The 18,455-nt window shown below is 68.1% G+C and carries 16 protein-coding genes; 13 read left to right on the top strand and 3 right to left on the bottom strand.

Going from position 1 to position 18,455, the window contains the following annotated elements; all coding sequences use genetic code 11:
* Positions 1–15 precede the first annotated feature (15 nt).
* The 9 genes from glyA to ACSUZJ_RS17765 all read left to right on the top strand — a co-directional run bounded on the left by glyA (position 16) and on the right by ACSUZJ_RS17765 (position 7,016).
* The gene (gene glyA / locus ACSUZJ_RS17805) at positions 16–1,263 is read left to right on the top strand and encodes a serine hydroxymethyltransferase (RefSeq protein ID WP_499410345.1); all 1,248 of its coding nucleotides are present in this window, start codon (positions 16–18) and stop codon (positions 1,261–1,263) included.
* A gap of 90 nt (positions 1,264–1,353) precedes the next feature.
* Positions 1,354–1,812 (top strand): transcriptional regulator NrdR, encoded by a 459-nt coding sequence (gene nrdR, locus ACSUZJ_RS17800; RefSeq protein WP_499410343.1) that lies wholly within the window; start codon positions 1,354–1,356, stop codon positions 1,810–1,812.
* A 215-nt stretch (positions 1,813–2,027) separates the two neighbouring features.
* Positions 2,028–2,579: a type IV pilus modification protein PilV gene (pilV, locus tag ACSUZJ_RS17795; protein ID WP_499410341.1), complete on the top strand. Its 552-nt coding sequence runs from the start codon at positions 2,028–2,030 to the stop codon at positions 2,577–2,579.
* Positions 2,576–3,529, top strand: a complete 954-nt coding sequence (locus ACSUZJ_RS17790; protein ID WP_499410340.1) for a PilW family protein — start codon at positions 2,576–2,578, stop codon at positions 3,527–3,529. The genes pilV and ACSUZJ_RS17790 overlap by 4 nt, the downstream gene beginning before the upstream one ends.
* Before the next feature lie 7 nt (positions 3,530–3,536).
* On the top strand, positions 3,537–4,184 hold the full coding sequence (locus ACSUZJ_RS17785) for a pilus assembly PilX family protein (protein WP_499410338.1): 648 nt from the start codon (positions 3,537–3,539) through the stop codon (positions 4,182–4,184).
* A 29-nt stretch (positions 4,185–4,213) separates the two neighbouring features.
* Complete coding sequence (locus tag ACSUZJ_RS17780; RefSeq protein WP_499410337.1) at positions 4,214–4,651, top strand: type IV pilin protein; 438 nt, start codon at positions 4,214–4,216, stop codon at positions 4,649–4,651.
* Entirely contained in the window at positions 4,651–5,214 is a 564-nt protein-coding gene (locus tag ACSUZJ_RS17775) for a GspH/FimT family pseudopilin (RefSeq protein WP_499416587.1), read from the top strand. The genes ACSUZJ_RS17780 and ACSUZJ_RS17775 overlap by 1 nt, the downstream gene beginning before the upstream one ends.
* Positions 5,215–5,225: 11 nt before the next feature.
* Positions 5,226–6,347, top strand: coding sequence for a bifunctional diaminohydroxyphosphoribosylaminopyrimidine deaminase/5-amino-6-(5-phosphoribosylamino)uracil reductase RibD (gene ribD, locus ACSUZJ_RS17770; protein ID WP_499410336.1), 1,122 nt, complete (start codon positions 5,226–5,228; stop codon positions 6,345–6,347).
* Between the two features lie 39 nt (positions 6,348–6,386).
* Positions 6,387–7,016 carry a riboflavin synthase gene (locus ACSUZJ_RS17765; protein ID WP_499410334.1) on the top strand — a complete coding sequence of 210 codons (630 nt, stop codon included), beginning with the start codon at positions 6,387–6,389 and terminating at the stop codon, positions 7,014–7,016.
* Between the two features lie 63 nt (positions 7,017–7,079).
* Here ACSUZJ_RS17765 and ACSUZJ_RS17760 read toward each other — a convergent pair whose 3' ends face one another.
* Positions 7,080–7,850, bottom strand: coding sequence for a nuclease-related domain-containing protein (locus ACSUZJ_RS17760; protein ID WP_499410332.1), 771 nt, complete (start codon positions 7,848–7,850; stop codon positions 7,080–7,082).
* A gap of 213 nt (positions 7,851–8,063) precedes the next feature.
* Between ACSUZJ_RS17760 and ACSUZJ_RS17755 the strand changes: the two genes are divergently transcribed.
* The gene (locus ACSUZJ_RS17755) at positions 8,064–10,040 is read left to right on the top strand and encodes a S9 family peptidase (protein ID WP_499410331.1); all 1,977 of its coding nucleotides are present in this window, start codon (positions 8,064–8,066) and stop codon (positions 10,038–10,040) included.
* A gap of 274 nt (positions 10,041–10,314) precedes the next feature.
* Here the strand turns inward: ACSUZJ_RS17755 and ACSUZJ_RS17750 are convergent, their stop codons facing one another.
* Together ACSUZJ_RS17750 and ACSUZJ_RS17745 are read right to left on the bottom strand one after the other, a co-directional pair.
* Positions 10,315–13,176 carry a M16 family metallopeptidase gene (locus ACSUZJ_RS17750; RefSeq protein WP_499410329.1) on the bottom strand — a complete coding sequence of 954 codons (2,862 nt, stop codon included), beginning with the start codon at positions 13,174–13,176 and terminating at the stop codon, positions 10,315–10,317.
* 59 nt (positions 13,177–13,235) lie between these two features.
* Positions 13,236–15,929, bottom strand: a complete 2,694-nt coding sequence (locus tag ACSUZJ_RS17745) for a two-component system response regulator (protein ID WP_499410328.1) — start codon at positions 15,927–15,929, stop codon at positions 13,236–13,238.
* 389 nt (positions 15,930–16,318) lie between these two features.
* Between ACSUZJ_RS17745 and ribBA the strand changes: the two genes are divergently transcribed.
* Genes ribBA through nusB form a run of 3 tightly spaced genes read left to right on the top strand, consistent with a single transcriptional unit; the run spans position 16,319 to position 18,450 of the window.
* Entirely contained in the window at positions 16,319–17,431 is a 1,113-nt protein-coding gene (ribBA, locus tag ACSUZJ_RS17740) for a bifunctional 3,4-dihydroxy-2-butanone-4-phosphate synthase/GTP cyclohydrolase II (RefSeq protein ID WP_499410327.1), read from the top strand.
* 52 nt (positions 17,432–17,483) lie between these two features.
* Positions 17,484–17,966, top strand: coding sequence for a 6,7-dimethyl-8-ribityllumazine synthase (gene ribH, locus ACSUZJ_RS17735; protein WP_499410326.1), 483 nt, complete (start codon positions 17,484–17,486; stop codon positions 17,964–17,966).
* Between the two features lie 13 nt (positions 17,967–17,979).
* Entirely contained in the window at positions 17,980–18,450 is a 471-nt protein-coding gene (gene nusB / locus ACSUZJ_RS17730; RefSeq protein WP_499410324.1) for a transcription antitermination factor NusB, read from the top strand.
* Positions 18,451–18,455 lie beyond the last annotated feature (5 nt).

Raw genomic sequence — 18,455 nt, 5'->3', positions numbered from 1 at the left:
ATTGGAGTTTTGTTCATGTTTTCAAAAGATCACACGCTGGCCAACGTTGACCCGGAACTGTGGGACGCGATTCAGAAGGAAAACACCCGTCAGCAGGATCACATCGAGCTGATCGCTTCGGAAAACTACACCTCGCCGGCCGTGATGCAGGCCCAGGGTTCCCAGCTGACCAACAAGTACGCTGAAGGCTATCCGGGCAAGCGCTATTACGGCGGCTGCGAATACGTCGACGTCGCCGAGCAGCTGGCGATCGACCGCGTCAAGCAACTGTTCGGCGCAGAGGCCGCCAACGTGCAGCCGAACTCGGGCTCGCAGGCCAACCAGGGCGTGTTCTTCGCCATGCTCAAGCCTGGCGACACCATCATGGGCATGTCGCTGGCCGAAGGCGGCCACCTGACCCACGGCATGGCGCTGAACATGTCCGGTAAATGGTTCAACGTCATCTCCTACGGCCTGACCGAGCAGGAAGACATCGACTACGAACAAATGGAGCGCCTGGCGCGCGAGCACAAGCCGAAGATGATCATCGCGGGCGCTTCGGCGTTCTCGCTGCGCATCGACTTCGAGCGCTTTGCCAGGGTGGCCAAGGAAGTCGGCGCCTACTTCATGGTCGACATGGCCCACTACGCCGGCCTCATCGCCGCAGGCGAATACCCGAACCCGGTGCCTTACGCCGACTTCGTCACCTCGACCACCCATAAATCGCTGCGCGGCCCGCGCGGCGGCATCATCCTGATGAAGGCCGAGCACGAGAAAGCGATCAACTCGGCGATCTTCCCGGGCATCCAGGGCGGTCCGCTGATGCACGTGATTGCAGGCAAGGCTGTCGCCTTCAAGGAAGCGCTGTCGCCGGAGTTCAAGCAATATCAGCAGCAGGTCGTGAAGAACGCCAAGGCCCTGGCCGACGCGCTGATCGCGCGCGGCCTGCGCATCGTCTCGGGCACCACCCAGTCGCACGTGATGCTGGTCGACCTGCGTTCGAAGGGTCTCACCGGCAAGGAAGCCGAAGCCATCCTGGGTCAGGCGCACATGACCTGCAACAAGAACGGCATCCCGAACGACCCGCAGAAGCCATTCGTGACCTCGGGCATCCGCCTCGGCAGCCCGGCCTTCACCACCCGCGGCTTCAAGGAAGAGGACGCCACGAAGGTCGGTAACCTGATCGCCGACGTGCTGGACAACCCGCACGACGCCGCGACCATCGAGCGCGTGAAGGCGGAAGTGAAGGTCCTGACCGACAAGTACCCGGTCTACGCGGCGTAAGTAGTACAGTAAGCGTAGTACAGTACCAGAAGTGAAATCGGGGACGGCAGCCTGAAGCCGGGTTGTCGTCCCTTGTAATCCCGGCGCCCCATGAAATGTCCGTTCTGCCAGCATGAAGATACCCAGGTCCTCGATACGCGCGTATCCGAGGAAGGCGACGCCATTCGCCGGCGGCGCCGCTGCGTGCAGTGCGACAAGCGCTTCACCACCTACGAACGCATCGAACTGTCGATGCCCATCATCGTCAAGAAGAACGGCAGCCGCACCGAATTCGCGCCAGCCAAGCTGCGCGGCAGCCTGATGCTGGCCCTGCGCAAGCGCCCGGTCTCGGCCGAAGCCATCGACGCCGCCGTCGCCTCGATCGAGGAAAAGCTGCTCACCAGCGGACGGCGCGAAGTCGATACCGGCCATGTCGGCGAACTGGTGATGCAGGAGCTCAAGCGGTTGGATGAGATCGCCTACATCCGCTTCGCCTCCGTCTACAAGGACTTCAAGGACCTGGCCGAATTCCAGCAGGCTCTGGCCGAAGTCGGTCACCCCCGCAAATAAGAGCGCCTGGCAAACCTCCATGGCGGTGTTGCACCGTCTCGCCGTACATTCGTACTGTCTTCGACGCCGCGCCTTGCCCTGGCGGTTTGTCAGACGCTCTATTCCCGTTTTTGGCAACCGCGCACGCTTGAGGCAACTCATCGGAGCGCAAGGGTGTGCTGATACCTTCACAGCTCGCGCGAAATTGGTCGCGCCCCGACCCTGTGGAGGTGGCTGTGCGGCGGTGTTTTTCCGGTGGCTTTACGCTCGTCGAAGTGCTGGTCGCGATGTTCGTGCTGGCGGTCGGGGCGGTGGGCGCGGCGGCGACCCAGTCGTTCGTGGCGCGCCTGCGCGAACAGGCCGCGCTCGAGTCCGAAGCCGTGCAGCTGGCCGCCTCGCTGGCCGCGCGCATGCACGCCAATCCCGCCCAGATGGCGCTGCCCGACGCCGCCAATCCCTACCTCCAGCTCGACTACGATGCCGCCGCCGGCGATCCGGCCGCGCCGCCGGCGCAATGCTTCGGCGCGACCGACTGCGACAGCGCGGGCATGGCCCGCTTTGACCTCTACGAGACGCAGCGCCTCCTGCGCGCCGCCTTTCCCGGCGGGCGCATCGCCGTCTGCCGGGATACCACCGTATGGAACGCGGCCTTGCAGGCGCCCGACTGGGAGTGCGTCAGCAGCCCATCGGCGCCCATCGTGATCAAGCTCGGCTGGCGCCTGCGCGCCGAGGCGGGCCGGCCCGCGCCCGAGGCGGCCGCCTTCGTCACCCTGGTGGTGCCGGGATGAGCGCCTGTCCTCGCCCGCATGGCAGCCAGCACGGCATGAGCATGGCCGAGCTGCTGGTGGCGATGTCCCTGGGCCTGGGCGTGCTGCTGGCCGGCTCGACCCTGCTCACCGGCGCCAATGCTTCGTATATCGGCCATGCGGACGCGGTCGGCATCGACGACGGCGGGCGCTACGCGCTCGAAGCCATCGGGCGTGCGGTGCGCCAGGGCGCCTACGCCGACCTTGAGCAGCTCGGCGCCGCAGGGCCCGCGCCAGGCGCTCCGGCGGCGCTGTCCGGCTTGGACAACCGCTCGCTCAGCAAAAACACTTTCGGCATCGACAATCCGCTGCCGGGGGCGGTCAACGGCAGCGACGTGCTGGCCGTGCGCTATGCCGGCGCCGGCGCTGCGCCCGATGGCGACGGCAGCGTACTCAATTGCGCCGGCTTTCCCGTGCATGCGGCCGAGGATGGCTGGAGCATCTTCTATGTCGCGCGCAACGCCGACGGCGTGGCCGAGCTGCGCTGCAAGTACCGCGGCGCCAGCAACTGGAGCGCGGACGCGGTCGTGTCCGGCGTCGACGGCTTCCAGGTCCTCTACGGCATCGACACCGACAGCCCGCGCGACGGCGTCGCCAACCGCTATGTGAACGCCAGTGCGCTGGCCGCGCTCGACGCCGCCCTGGTGCTGAGCGGAGCGACACCCGCCGCGCTGGCGAGCGAGCGCAACGAGAAAACCTGGTGGAAGCGCGTCGTGAGCGTGCAGGTCGCGCTGCTCCTGCATGGCGAGCGGCCGGCCGCGGCGCCGGTTCCGCTCGCGCGCCATGCGCTGTTCGGCGAGGAGTATGCCCTCCTCCATGGCGCCGCCGACCCGGGCGTCATCCTGCTCGAGTCAGCGCTGTCGGGCCGCGAGCGGCCGCGCTCGCGCCGCCTGTTCACGGCCGTGTATGCGGCCGGCGCAGCCTTGCCGTAAGCGACCGATGGCCAGCCGTTTTCGCCGTCGCCGGAACACGGGCGAGCAGGGCGCCGCGCTCGTGACCGTGCTGTTCCTCACGCTCGCGGTCCTGATGATGTCGGTCTCGGGCACGCGCGCCTCGCTGGCGGCCGTGCAGTCGGCGCGCCATGAGCGCGACCGCCACATCGCCCACCAGGCGGCCCAGGCCGCCCTGCTTGATGCCGAGCGCGATATCGCCGGCGCGGCGGGGCCGGCGTCGCCGCGCACCGCCATCTTCGCCGCCGCGGACGCGGGCGCTTTCGCCGACCGCTGCACCGGCAGCGGGGAACGTGCCGGCCTGTGCCGCCTGGCGCCGGCGCCGGGCCTGCCGGCCTGGCAGGCGGTGGACCTCGGCAGCGAGGCGGCCGTCGAGTACGGGCGCTATACCGGCGCCGCCATGCCGCTGGGCGCCGCGCTGCTGCCGGCCAGGGCGCCACGCTACATCGTCGAGCTGCTCGCCGGTCCGGGCGCCACACCGGCCTACCGCATCACCGCGATCGGCTTCGGCGCGAGCGCATCCACGCGCGTCGTCCTGCAGAGCTATTACCGGCGCGCGCATGCCGGTGCGCCGGCCAGGCGCCTGGGCTGGCGCGAGATCGCCAACTGGCCCGAACTGCATGCGGCCGCCAACTGAGCGGCTTCCCACACCCAAGGAGGAGAACGATGATGCACCGCGGTTTTACCCTGGTCGAGTTGATGGTCGTGCTGGCGATCCTGTCGGTGCTGGCGGCGCTGGCCTATCCCGGCTACGCCGGGCACGTGGCGAAGATGCGCCGGATCGAAGGGCAGGTGGCGCTGATCGAGGCGCTGCAGCAGCAGGAGCGCCACCACGCCCTGCATCACACCTACGTCGCCTTCTCGGCCGCCGAGCCGGTCGAGGGCCTGCGCTGGTGGTCGGGCAGCCGGGCGGCTGACAGCGCCTATGAACTCGAGGCCCAGGCCTGCGCCGGCGCCGAGCTGCGCGATTGCGTCGAGGTCCATGCCCGGCCCGGCACGGTGAACGTCGACGCCAGCTACAGCGACAGCGAATGCGGCACGCTGACGATGAGCAGCACCGGCGAGCAGGGCGCGAGCGGCGCGTCGGACCGATGCTGGCCGTGATGCGCAGGCGCCGCCAGCACGGCGTCACGCTGGCCGAGCTGGTAGTGGTGACCGCGATCGCGGCGGTCTTGCTGGCGATCGGCATCCCGAACCTGCAGGCGATGATCCACGCCCAGCAGTTGCGCGCCGCTTCCGGCGACCTGTTCGGCGCCATCAACCTGGCGCGCGCGCAGGCGATCGCGCGCAACGAGCGGGTCAAGCTGGCGCCGCGCGACCCCGAGGGCCTGCGCTGGAACCAGGGCTGGACCGTCTTTCTCGATCGCGACGGCGACGGCGCGCCCGGGCCGGGCGACGACATCGTCGCCGTGCACGGCCCCTTGCCCGACGGCGTCGCCTCGACCTTCGCCTTCACGAGTCCTGCGCCGCCGTATTACATCGCCTACAATGGCGCCGGGCGCAGTTGCAGCGACACGAGCAGCGGCGCCGCGCGCTGGGGCACGCTGTCGCTGTTTCACGGTGGTGCGATCCGGCGTATTAAAATCAACATGCTGGGCCGCGCCCGCGTATGCGACCCGGCGCATGACGACAACTGCGACGGAGCGCAGGCGCCGCCCCCGAATTGAAACCATCATCGATGACAGTGCAGATCAAGACCGATACCGAAGGCATGGCGCTGGCCCTGGAGTGGGCCGCGAAAGGCATGTACATCACCGCGCCGAATCCGCGCATCGGTTGCGTGATCGTGAAGGACGGCGAGGTGATCGGCGCCGGCCACACCCAGCCGGCCGGCCAGGCCCATGCCGAGATCCAGGCCCTGCGCGACGCCGCCGCGCGCGGCAATGATGTGCGCGGCGCCACCGCCTACGTCACGCTCGAGCCCTGCAGCCACTACGGCCGCACGCCGCCGTGCTCGAACGCGTTGGTGCAGGCGGGCCTGGGCCGCGTGGTGGCCGCGATGGGCGACCCGAATCCCCTGGTCTCGGGGCGTGGCATGGCCCAGCTCGAAGCGGCCGGCATCGCGGTCGCGATGGGCGTGCTGGCCGACGAGGCTCACGAACTGAACATCGGTTTCTTCTCGCGCATGCGCCGCGGCCTGCCCTGGGTGCGCCTGAAGACGGCGGCCAGCCTGGACGGCTTCACGGCGCTGGCGAGCGGGGAGAGCCAGTGGATCACCGGTCCGGAGGCACGTGCCGACGGCCACGCCTGGCGCGCCCGCGCCTGCGCCATCCTGACCGGCATCGGCACGGTGAAGATCGATGACCCGCAGCTGACCGTGCGCGGCATCGATACGCCGCGCCAGCCGCGTCGCGTGATCGTCGACAGCCGGCTCGAGATTGCGCCCGAGGCACGCATCCTGCAGGGCGAGCCGTGCTGGATCGTCGCCGCCGCGATCGATGGCAGTGCAACCGAGGACAAGGCGGCGCGGCTGCGCGCGGCCGGCCATGAGATCATCCTGCTCCCGAACGCGGGCGGCAAGGTCGACCTGCCGGCCCTGATGCGGGAACTCGGCCGGCGCGAGATCAACGAAGTGCACGTCGAGGCGGGCGCGAAACTGAACGCCTCGCTCGTGCGCGAAGGCTGCGTCGACGAATTGCTGGTCTACCTGGCCCCAAGCCTGATCGGCGCCGGGCAGGGCATGTTCGCGCTGGACGCACCTGCGCGGCTGGCCGACAAGCACGAACTGCGTTTCCACGCATGCAGCCAGGTCGGCGCCGACCTGCGCATCCTGGCGCGCTTTGATAAAACTAAGCAATAACTAAGCAAAACCACGACTACACCTGAGGAATAAGGCTTTATGTTTACTGGAATCGTCGCCGCTGTCGGCAACATCACTTCGGTCTCGCCGCTGGCGGGTGGCCTGGACGCGGGCGTGCGCCTGGAAATCGATGCCGGCGGCCTGCCGCTGGCCGACGTCGCCCTGGGCGACTCGATCGCCATCAACGGCGCCTGCATGACCGTGGTCGAAAAGACCGGCAACGCGTTTGCCGTGGACGTCTCGCGCGAAAGCCTGAACAAGACCGCCGGCCTGGATGCCGTCGGCGAAGTCAACCTGGAAAAGGCGCTGACCCTGGCCGAGCGCCTGGGCGGGCACCTGGTGTCGGGCCACGTCGACGGCCTGGGCACGGTGCACAGCTTCCAGCCCGTGGGCGAATCGCACGAACTCGTGATCGACGCGCCGCAGGAGCTGGCGAAGTTCCTGGCCTACAAGGGTTCGGTCGTGGTCAACGGCGTGTCGCTGACCGTCAACCGCGTGGAAGACCTGGAAGTCGACGGCGCCAAGGTATGCCGCTTCTCGATCAACCTGATCCCGCACACCATCGAGGTCACGACCCTGAAGCACCTGCGCGCCGGATCGAAGGTCAACCTCGAGATCGACCTGATCGCGCGCTACGTCGAGCGCATGCTGTCGGCCGCCAAGGCTTGAAGATCATCGATACTCTCCGAGTATCGTTCCCGCTGCCGGCCTGCCACGGGCTGGCAGGCTGTATTATTGCGGCGCCGTGAAGTACAGCCCGGCGGCGCTGGCCGGGGGGGAAGGCTGCGCCGGCCCGCGCAGGATCCCGAAGCGCGCCAGGTAATCCGTCGCCGACGGCCGGTGCAGCTGCACGAGCTTCCTGGCGATGTCGCCGATCGAGTCCGACGTCCCGCTCTTCAATAGTCCCCCCAGTGCGCTGACGATGGGCGCCCCCTCCAGCGCCCTGTTCAGCTTTTCCATGAACTGTTCGGGTTTCATGACCATGGACGTGTCGAACCTGCGCGGGCGCTCGACACGCGCATCGGGTGCGACCAGGACCAGCGATTCGATCGCCGCCTCGCCCTGGCCGATGGTTTCCAGCACCTGGCGCAGCACCCGTGCATGGCGCTCGTTCTGGACCAGGGGCGAGGGCATGCCCTTGAAATCGTCTTCTGTCTCGTTCCAGCGCAGGAATTCGCCCCTTTCGCTGATCCTGACGCCATCGGCGAACAGCCTGGTGTTCAGGACGGTGAAGCGCCCCATGCGGTGAACCAGCAGGTGATCGATCTGGGCCACCTCGCCATCGTCCGCCACCAGGCGCAGGTCGTGGACCACGGCCGTGCGCGTCGAATCCTTCAGGCAAGTGTCGATGAAATGACCCGATGCGCGCTCACCCTTGATTCCCGCGCGCATGATGCGCAGCGTACGCTCGATCTGCGCTTTCTTGTCGGGGCCGGCCAGGGCCAGCATCTTCTCCAGGACCGCGAGGAAGGGTTCCTTGTTGTCGATATCCTTGTAGATCACGCTTTCCTCCTGCTCTGTTTACTGCAAAAAGTGTAGCGGCGGCACCGGGTTCGATCATGATATTTCCTTGCTTCAAGGCAAAATCACCCATGCCGGTCGGAATTTGTTGCGCGGCGAACTCAGTCGAATCCGCGTAGACTGAGCGATATCAATCACACATTAGCCAGCCCGTACACAAACCCTGTGGCGAGGCGGCCGACCAGGAGGAGAACAATGCGATTATCCGACGCCCTCGGTGCTTCGCTGACTTGCACGCTGAGCTGCGCGCTCGCCTGCGCCGTGCTGGGAAGCGGCAGCGTCGCGGCCGCGCAGCTGCGCGACTACCGCTCGGTGGCCATCAGCGCCGGCGGCGAGCGCATCGCCGCCATCGAAGCCGATGCCGCCGCGCCGGGCCAGCGTCCGCATGCGCGCATCGTGGTGCGCGACGCGGTCCAGGGCGCAGTGCTGGCCGAGTACGACCCTTGCGCCGCCTGTTCCTACGATTTCCCGAGCTGGTCGTCCGACCGCAGGAGCCTGGCCTTCATCGCCGCCGATCCCGCGGCCGGCAGCGCCACGCTGTGGGTGGTGCGCGCGGGCCGGCCGCAGGCCGCGGCGACGATCCGCGGCGTGGCCAATACCGCGCGCTGGTCGCCCGACGGCGCGCGTATCGCGCTGCTGGCCACCATCGGCGCGAAGAAGCAGACCGGTGCGGTCGAGGCCGGGGAGCGGCTGGTTGGCGAGATCGGCGTGAACGAGGATGCCCAGCGCATTGCCGTCGTTTCCGCGCAGGGCGGGAAGGCCCGCCTGGTGTCGCCGCCCGACACCTTCGTCTACGAATACGACTGGACGCCCGATGGCCGTGGCTTCGTCGCCACCAGCGCCAAAGGCAATGGCGACAACAACTGGTGGGTGGCGACGCTGGGCCACGTCGACCTCGCCAGCGGCGCGCTGCGCATCGTCGCCGCCCCGAAGATGCAGATGAGCCTCCCGCAGGTCTCGCCGGACGGGCGCACGGTCGCCTTTGTCGGCGGCCTGATGAGCGACTTCGGGTCGGTCGGCGGCGACGTGTTCACCGTGCCGCTCGCCGGCGGGGCACCAAGCGACGTGACGCCGGACTACGCCGGATCGTTCAACGGCCTGGCGTGGAAGGGTTCGGCCCTGGTGGCGTCCGCCTTGCAGGGCGCCGAGATGGCCATCGTGGCGATCGACCCGGCCGCCGCGCCATCCGGCTCGGGCGTGACGACGCTGTTTTCGCGCGCCGTGACCGCAAACGGCTCGCGCGACGGGCGCATCGTGTTCAGCCGCGACGGCGGCGCGGCGGTGTCGGTGTTCGAAACGTACGAGCAGGCGCCGTACATCGCCGCCGGCCGCCTGTCCGAGCTGGTGCGCATCACCCGCGAGAACGAGGGCTTCGCGCCGCAGGTGGCGGCGCGCAGCATCGCCTGGACCAACGAAGGTTTCCGCAGCCAGGGCTGGCTGGTCGGGCCGCGCAACGCGCAGGCCGGGCGCAGGCACCCGATGGTCGTGATCGTGCACGGCGGCCCGGCCTCGGCGGCCACGCCGCGCTACGTGGGCGAGGGCGAGTCCGCCAATCCCCTGCTGCGCGAACTGGTCGAGCGCGGTTACTACGTGTTCCAGCCTAACCCGCGCGGCAGCTATGGCCAGGGCCTGGCCTTCACGGCGGCCAACCGGCGCGACTTCGGCGGCGGCGACTGGCGCGACATACTGGCCGGGGTCGACGCGGCCATCGCGCAGGCGCCCATCGACGGCGCGCGCCTGGGCCTGATGGGCCACTCCTACGGCGGCTTCATGACGATGTGGGGCGTCACCCACAGCACCCGCTTCAGGGCCGCGGTGGCGGGGGCGGGGATCGCCAACTGGATCAGCTACTACGGCCAGAACGGCATCGACCAGTGGATGGTGCCCTTCTTCGGCGCCACCATGTACGACGACCCGGCGGTCTACCGCAAGGCTTCGCCGATCGAATCGATCAGGAGCGCGAAGACGCCGACCCTGCTCTACGTGGGCGAGCGCGACGTCGAGACCCCGGCGGTGCAGTCGATGGAGTTCTGGCACGGCCTGCGCGCCATGAAGGTGCCGACCACGCTCGTGATCTACGAGGGGGAAGGGCATGCGATCCGCCAGCCGGCGCACCAGCTGGACCAGCGCAGGCGAACGGTGGAGTGGTTCGAGAAGTACCTGAAGCCCTGACCAGGTGGGGGCGTGCCGGTGGATGGTGGGCACGGGGCGCCCACCCTACGTTCTGATCCAACGGCCGGATCGCATTGTAGGGTGGGCACCCCCGTGCCCACGCGTTACGCACGTATCCACTTGCCGTTGGCTGCGCCGTCATCGCCACGAGGCGCTTACGCACATCGGGAACGTCACCGGTTCGGTTCTCGGTGGCGCCGTCGAGCGATTCTTCACCGCCACAGGTGTAATCACACACGCGTAGCGCGTGGGCACTCCGTGCCCACCCTACGGGTCACTTCGCGGCTGTTTCCTGCGTCGGCTGCGCCGCTCCCTTCTCCGGATACAGCACCACCTGCACGTAATTCCCCGTGTTCAGGTAACGCCGCGCCGCGTCCTGCACCTCGGCGGGGGTGAGCGCCTCGACGCGCTGCTCGTGCGTCAGGATCGCGGCCGGGTCGGTGCCGTCGATCAGGGCGGACTGCAGGCGGCCCAGCCAGTAGCCGTTCTCGCGCAGCGCCTTGCGGTGGTTCTGGATCCAGTTCTGCTTGACCTTGGCCAGGTCGGCAGCCGCCGGGCCTTCGCGCTTGAGGCGCTCGAATTCCTGGAAGGTGGCGGCCAGCACCTTGTCGACGTTTTCCGGCCCGGTCGGCAGGGTCACCGACAGCGTGTAGTTCTGGTAGGGGATGCGGCCGAGCGAGGCGCTGGCGCTGCCGCCGTAGATCAGCGACAGCTGCTCGCGCAGCACCTCGATGAAGCGGATGTTGAGCACCTCGACCAGGGCCTGCAGGCGCATCTGCTCCAGCTCCGAGAACGGGGCCTCGCCGGTGAAGGTCAGCGAGACCGTGCTCTTCGGTTCGGCGCCGCTGTAGACCTCGCGCTTGATCACGCCTTTCACCGGGCGCAGGCCGACGTCGCGGTAGGCCGTCGGGATGTCGGGCGTGGGCAGGCTGCCGAGGTAGGTTGCCAGCAGCGGCCTGATGGCCTTCGCATCAAAACTGCCGACCAGCACGAAGGTGAGGTCCTTGGCGCTGGAGAAGCGCTCGCGGTAGATCGCGATGCTTCGGTCCAGGCTGATCTGCCCGAATTCTTCCGGACGCAGCGGACGCGGCGCGCGCGGATGGTTGTTGTACAGCGTCGCGATCAGGGTGTCGCCGAAGCGCGCGCCGGGCTGGGCCAGGCGGTTGCGCGCGGCCTCGACCTGCTTGCCGATGAAGGACTTGAACAGGTCCTCGTCGCGGCGCACGCCCTGGAAGCGCAGCCACAGCATCTGCAGCATGGTCTCGATGTCGGTGGCGCCCGAGGAGGCGCCGACGATCTCGCTGTAGCCCGACAGGCCCATCGTCACCGCGGCCGCCTTGCCGGCCAGGACGCGCGACAGGTCGAGCGGCGAATAGTCCTTCAGGCCCATGCTGGCGACGATGGCGTTGGCGTAGCGCGCGTTGAGGATGTCGGCGTCGCCGTAGAGACTCTGGCCGCCGAAGCGCGCGGCGCTCATCACGACCTGGTCGTTGCGGAAGTCCGTGGGCTTCAGGATTACCTTCACGCCGTTCGACAGCGTCAGGTGGGTCAGGCCGAGCGCCTTGTCCTCGGACTCGGCGACGATGGCGCCGGGCTTCGGAGGCTGGTCCATCAGCGTCGTGCCCAGCGCCTTTTCCTCGCGCGGCTTGAGCTCGGCCTTCTCGGCGGCGGCGACCGCCGCGAGCAGGGCCGCGCCCTCGGGCGGCGGCATGTCGGCGCGCTCGATGCCGCTGTAGATCACCAGCTTGCCCGAGTTGGCGGGAATGGTGCGGCGCGCATAGGCGTTCATTTCGTCGAGCGTGATCCCGGGCAGCAGTTCGGTGGCGTAGCCGTATTCGGCGGCGATGCCGGGGATCGGTTCCTGCTGCAGGAAGTTGCGCATGTACTCGCCGACGTAGGCATTCGAATCGGTCTTGTCGCGCTCGTTATAGGCGCGCTCGAAACTGCGCATCATGTCCTTCTTCGCCCGTTCGAGTTCGGCGGCGGAAAAGCCGAACTGGCGCGCGCGCTCGTTCTCGCGCACCAGGGCGTCAATCGCCTTCGGCGCGCCGCCCGGGCCGATCGAGGCGCTGGAATTGAAGGATTTGTAGAAGGGCGTGAGCTTGCCCAGCGCGCTGCCGCCGCGCAGGAAAGGCGGCTCGGCCTGCTGGGCGAGCTCCTGCAGGCGTCCGCCCAGCATGCCGGTGAACAGGCTCTCGACCAGCTGTTCGCGGTAGCCGCGCACGGTGTCGGGCTCGCGCACCGGCTGCACCGGATAGCGGATCAGGACGCTGTTGCCGCCGGCTTCCCGGTCGGTCACGACCAGGGCCTCGGTGTCCTCGCGGCGCGGAATCTCGGCGTAGGTGCGCGGGCGCGACGGTTTCGGGTTCTTCAGCTTGCCGAAGTGGGCGCGGATCAGCTTCTCGGCTTGCGCCGGTTCGATGTCGCCGACCACCACCACGGCCATCAGGTCGGGGCGGTACCAGTCGCGGTAGAAGCGGCGCAGGGTGTCGGGAGTGAAGCTGCGCAGCACCTCTTCCTTCCCGATCGGCAGGCGCTCGGCGTAGCGCGAGCCGTTGAACATCTTCGGCCAGACCTGCTTGCCGATGCGGTCGCCCGCGCCCTTGCCCAGCCGCAGTTCCTCGAGCACGATGCCGCGCTCCTTCTCGATTTCCTCGTCGTCGAAGCTCAAGCCATGGGCCCAGTCTTCCAGCACCTGGAAGGCGCGCTGCACGTTTTCCGGGCGGTCGGTCGGGATCGGCAGGATGTAGACCGTCTCGTCGAAGGAGGTGTAGGCGTTCAGGTCGGCGCCGAACTTGACGCCGATCGATTGCAGGTAGTCGATCAGTTCGTGCTTCTTGAAGTTGGCGGTGCCGTTGAACGCCATGTGCTCCACGAAGTGCGCCAGGCCCTGCTGGTCATCGTCCTCGAGGATGGAGCCGGCCTTCACCACCAGGCGCAGCTCGAGACGGCGCTCGGGACGCGCATTCTTCTGGATGTACCAGGTCAGCCCATTGGGCAGCTTGCCGACCTTGACCTGGGGGCCGACCGGGATCGGCGCGTCGAGCTTGATGGCGGCGCCGGCGGTACTGGAGAGGATCGGCTGGAACAGGAAGACGGCGGCAAGGCAGGCGCTTCTGGCGAATTGGGTGAGCATCGGGGTTCCGTTGAGTATGCGTCGAAGGACCATTGTAAAGGCTGCCTGCGGCCGCCGGCTCACACGCCGACGTGTCCGGCCTCCAGCAGGCGCTGCATCTCGCGCGCCGGCAGCGGCGGACTGTACAGGTAGCCCTGCAGTACCTCGCAGCCGATCTGTCCCAGGAAGTCGCGCTGCGCGATCGTCTCCACGCCTTCGGCCACCACCCGCAGCGCGAGGCCCTCGGCCAGGGCCAGCGTGGCCTGGGCGATGGCCGCGCTGCGCGGGTCGGTGGTGATGTTGCGGACAAAAGCCTGGTCGATCTTCAGCTTGTCGAGCGAGAAGCGCGACAGGTAGCCAAGCGAGGAGTAGCCGGTGCCGAAGTCGTCCAGCGAGAGCGATACCCCCATCGCGCGCAGCTCGGCCAGCTGGGCCTCGGCGGCGGTGGTGTCGCCCAGCATCACGCTTTCGGTCAGCTCGATCTCCAGGTATTGCGGCTCCAGGCCCGACTCGAGCAGCGCCGCACGCACCACGGCGGGCACCGTGCCGGCCTTGAACTGGTGCGCCGAGACGTTCACCGCCACCGGCACGCGCGGCAGGCCCGCGTCCTGCCAGGCCTTGTTCTGCAGGCAGGCCTGGCGGATCACCCAGTCGCCGATCGGCAGGATCAGGCTGGTGTCCTCGGCCAGCGGGATGAAGTCGGCCGGCGAGATGCGCCCCAGCTCCGGGCTGTGCCAGCGCAGCAGCGCCTCCATGCCGAGCACGCGGCCGTCGCGGCCCGCCACCTGGGGCTGGAAATGCAGCGCCAGTTCGGCGCGCCCGATCGCGCGCCGCAGGCGCGTCTCCAGGGCCAGCCAGCGCAGCGCCTGGGCGTTCATTTCGCCCTTGAAGAAGCGGAAGCCGTTGCGCCCGGCGTCCTTCTGGTGGGCGAGGGCGGCGTCGGCGGCCTTCAGCAGGTCGCCCGGGGCGTCGCCGTCGCGCGGGAACACGCTGATGCCGATGCTGCCGGTGACGACCACGTCGTGCCCGCCCACCGAATGCGGCTGGGCGATGGCGTCGATCAGGCGCCGCGCGGAGAAGATGATGTCCTCGGTGTCCTCGCAGCCGGTCAGCAGCAGCACGAATTCGTCGCCCGACAGGCGCGCCACGGTGTCGAGCGGACCGGCGATGCCGCTGGCGCGCCTGGCCACTTCGCGCAGCAGGGCGTCGCCGGCGGCGTGGCCCAGGCTGTCGTTGATGCGCGAGAGGCGGTCGACGTTCACCAGCAGCAGGGCCAGCTGGCCGCCGTTGCGGCGCGCGGCGGCGATCGACTGCTGCAGGCGGTCGTGGAACAGCGAGCGGTTCGGCAGCTCGGTGAGCGCGTCGTGGTTCGACAGGAAGTCGAGCTGGTTGTGGGCGGCGATCAGGGCCGACATGTCGGTCGAGACCGAGACGTAGGCGGTCAGCGCGCCGTGTTCGTCGCGCACGGCGCTGATGCTGATGCGCTCGGGGTAGACCTCGCCGTTCTTGCGCCGGTTCCAGATCTCGCCGCGCCATTGGCCGTGCTGCTCCAGGCTGGCCCACAGCGTGCGGTAGAAGCCGGCGTCGTGGCGGCCCGAGCGCAGCAGGCGCGGATTCATGCCCATCACCTCGGCTTCGCCGTAGCCCGTGATCTTCTCGAAGGCGGGGTTGACCGCGACGATGTTGGCGCAGGAATCGGTCATCACGATGCTCTCCTGCGTGCAGTCGAAGACCTGGCGCGCCAGTTCGAGCCGGTGTTCGCTCTCGCGCAGGGCGGCGTCGGCGCGGGCGCGCGCGGTCGCTTCCAGTTGCAGCTGGGCGGCGTGGCGCTGCACGACGCCGTACAGGTTCAGGTTCTCGTAGGCGACCGCGAGGTGGGCGCCCAGGGCCGCGGCCCAGCGCTCGTCTTCGTCATCGAAGGGCTCCCTGCCTGCCGCGCGCACGAAGTACATCCAGCCGTGCAGGTGCTGCAGGTCGCGCACCGCCAGGCCCAGGAAGGCGCCGCAGCGCGGATGCCCGCCCGGCAGGGTGGCCAGCAGCGGATCGGGTTCGAGGAGCCGCAGCGGCGCGCGTGCCTGCGCCAGCGTGCCGGGCAGGCGCAGGCCGTCGGCGGCGAAGGGCGCCACCAGCGCGGCGTCGATGCCCTCGGTGCTCAGGTGGCGCACGCTGCGCTCGTCGTGCTCGTAGAGGCAAAGCGCCAGCTGGTCGGCGCCGAGGATGCGGCCGGCGGCCTGCAGGAAGACCGCGACCAGGCCTTCGACCTCGCGTTCGCCGGCCAGGTGCAGGCACATGTCCTCGAGCGCGGCCAGGCGGCCCGCCTGCGCGTTCACGGACGCCGGCGCCGGGGAGGGCGCCGCCAGTACGGCCGGCGGCGCGGATGCGGCTTGCGGCGCCGGCGCAGAGGCCGACAGGCCCAGTTCGGCGCTGACGGCCTCCATGATGGCCTGCGGGTCGGAGGGCTTGCTCAGCACGCGCTCGACGCCGCAGCTGCGCGCCATGGCCAGCGTCTCGCGCTCGGCATACACGGCGGAATAGAAGATCACGCGGGTCGCGGCCAGCGCGCGGTCGGCGCGCAGGCGCTGCACGAACTCGTAGCCATCCATCTTCGGCATCAGGATGTCGGTGATGATCAGCTCGGGCCGGTGCTCGCGCACCAGCTCGAGCGCCCTGGCGCCGTCGTCCGCTTCGAGCAGGCGGTGCCCGGTGAAGCCGAGCAGGGCCAACAGGTAGGCGCGGTTGCTCGGACGGTCGTCGACGATGAGGATGGTGGCCATCAGTGAGTCTCCCGGGCTGCGGCGGTGCACTGACGGTCGATTGTCGGCACCAGCATGACTATTCCAAAAATGCGCTCCAAAAATGCGCTCCAAAAATGCGCTCCCAAAAAACGCCGGCGGCAGCACGCCGGCGCGTTAGACCAGATCGCTATCCATCATAATCCAGTCGATGTCGCAAACATCACAAAGTTGCAGAGTAAGACATAATCTTTAACAATTATATTTGAACAAATGGAAATTTGTTGCAGTGATGCAACGTGCTGGGGAGGCCGAAATGCGGCGCTCAGCAAATTGTCGAGCGGGGAGCAGCGGCGAAGGCGGCCGGAAGCTGGTAAATCCTTTAAAATAGCGGATTACGCACGACGCGTCACGTACCGAGGAATTACAAGATGTCTATCTCCAGCACCCAGGAAATCGTTGCCGAACTGCGCGCAGGGCGCATGGTCATTCTGGTCGACGAGGAAGACCGCGAGAACGAGGGCGACCTGGTGCTGGCGGCGGACTTCGTCACGCCCGAAGCGATCAATTTCATGATCCGCCACGCGCGCGGCCTGGTCTGCCTCACCCTGGCCGAGGAAATCTGCGACCGCCTGGCGCTGCCGATGATGACCACCCGTAACGGCACCTCTTTCGGCACCAATTTCACCGTCTCGATCGAGGCGGCCGAAGGCGTCACCACCGGTATTTCGGCAGCCGACCGCGCCCGCACCATCCAGGTGGCGGTGGCGAAGAATGCCAGGCCGGACGACCTGGTCCAGCCGGGCCACATCTTCCCTCTGCGCGCGGTGAAGGGCGGCGTCCTGATGCGCGCCGGCCACACCGAAGCCGGCTGCGACCTGACCGAGATGGCCGGCCTGACCCCGGCGTCCGTCATCTGCGAGATCATCAAGGAAGACGGCACCATGGCGCGCCTGCCGGACCTGATCGAGTTCGCGAAGGAACACAACCTGAAGATCGGCACCATCGCCGACCTGATCCACTACCGCAGCCAGAACGAAAGCCTGGTCGAGCGCGTGGCCGAGCGCACGCTGTCCACCGCCCACGGCGACTTCAGGCTGATCGCCTGGCGCGACAAGCCGAGCGGCTGCGCCCACCTGGCGATGGTCCATGGCGACATCGCGCGCGACAACGAGACCCTGGTGCGCGTGCACCAGCCGGTGTCGATCCTCGATATCCTGGAGCACAAGGCCACTACCCACTCCTGGACCATGGTCTCGGCGATGGAAGCGATCAAGAAGAGCGAGGCCGGCGTACTGGTGCTGCTCAACTGCGGCGAGACCGCCGAGCAGCTCTTTGCCCAGTTCGCCTCCATGGACGCGCCGGGCGCGCGCCCGAGCGGCCGCGCCGCGACGATGGACCTGCGCACCTACGGTATCGGCGCCCAGATCCTGAAGGAACTCGGCGTGGGCAAGATGAAGCTGCTCGCCAATCCGCGCAAGATGCCGTCGATGGCCGGCTTCGACCTCGAGGTCACCGGATACATCGCGAGCCCGGTGGCCTAAAGCGGTACACTTTCACCATCTATTCAATACGACAAACAAGAAGAGGTCAGCCATGACGGTAGGAACTTATGAAAGCAATTTGACAGGCGAAGACCTGCGTATCGGTATCGTGCAGGCGCGTTTCAATGCCGACGTCGGCCATGGCCTGCTGTCGTCCTGCCTGGCCGAACTGAAGCGCCTGGGCGTGGCCGACGAGGACATCCTGCACGTGACCGTGCCGGGCGCACTGGAAGTGCCGCTGGCCCTGCAGAAGATGGCCGAGACCCAGCAGTTCGACGCGCTGATCGCGCTGGGCGCGGTGATCCGCGGCGAGACCTACCACTTCGAGCTGGTCTCGAACGAGTCGGGCGCCGGCATCACCCGCATTGGCCTGGACTATGGCATCCCGATCGCCAACGCCATCCTGACCACCGAGAACGACGCCCAGGCCGAAGCACGCATGGCCGAGAAGGGCGGCGACGCGGCGAAGGTCGCGGTCGAGATGGCCAACCTCCTGATGGCGCTCGAAGAGCTGCATCCGGAAGAAGAAGAGTAATAGAAAGACTGACATGACTGACAAGACCACCCACGCCAACCCGAGCAAGAACCGCACGCCGCGCCACCGCGCGCGCGAGTTCGCGCTCCAGGGCCTGTACCAATGGCTGCTGAACAATGAGCCGTCGAGCACGGTGGCCAACAACATCCGCAACGCCCACGGCTTCGACAAGGCCGACGGCGAGTTCTTCTCGGCGCTGATCAACGGCACCATCAGCACCTCGCTCGAGCTGCGCGAGACGATCGCCCCGCTGATCGACCGCGGCATCGGCGAGCTGTCGCCGATCGAGCACGGCGTGCTGCTGCTGGGCGCCTACGAGCTGAAGAACCACCCGGAGATCCCTTACCGCGTCGTCATCAACGAAGCGGTCGAGCTGACCAAGTCCTTCGGCGGCATCGACGGCCACAAGTACGTCAACGGCGTGCTCGACAAGCTGGCCGGCAAGCTGCGCCCGGAAGAAGTGGCGGCTGACGCGCGCCGCTAATATAT

Source organism: Telluria sp. B2 (assembly GCF_051789535.1).
Taxonomy (GTDB): domain Bacteria; phylum Pseudomonadota; class Gammaproteobacteria; order Burkholderiales; family Burkholderiaceae_D; genus Telluria.
The sequence above is the reverse complement of the archived record's forward strand: the minus strand, read 5'-3'. Positions and strand labels throughout refer to the sequence as shown.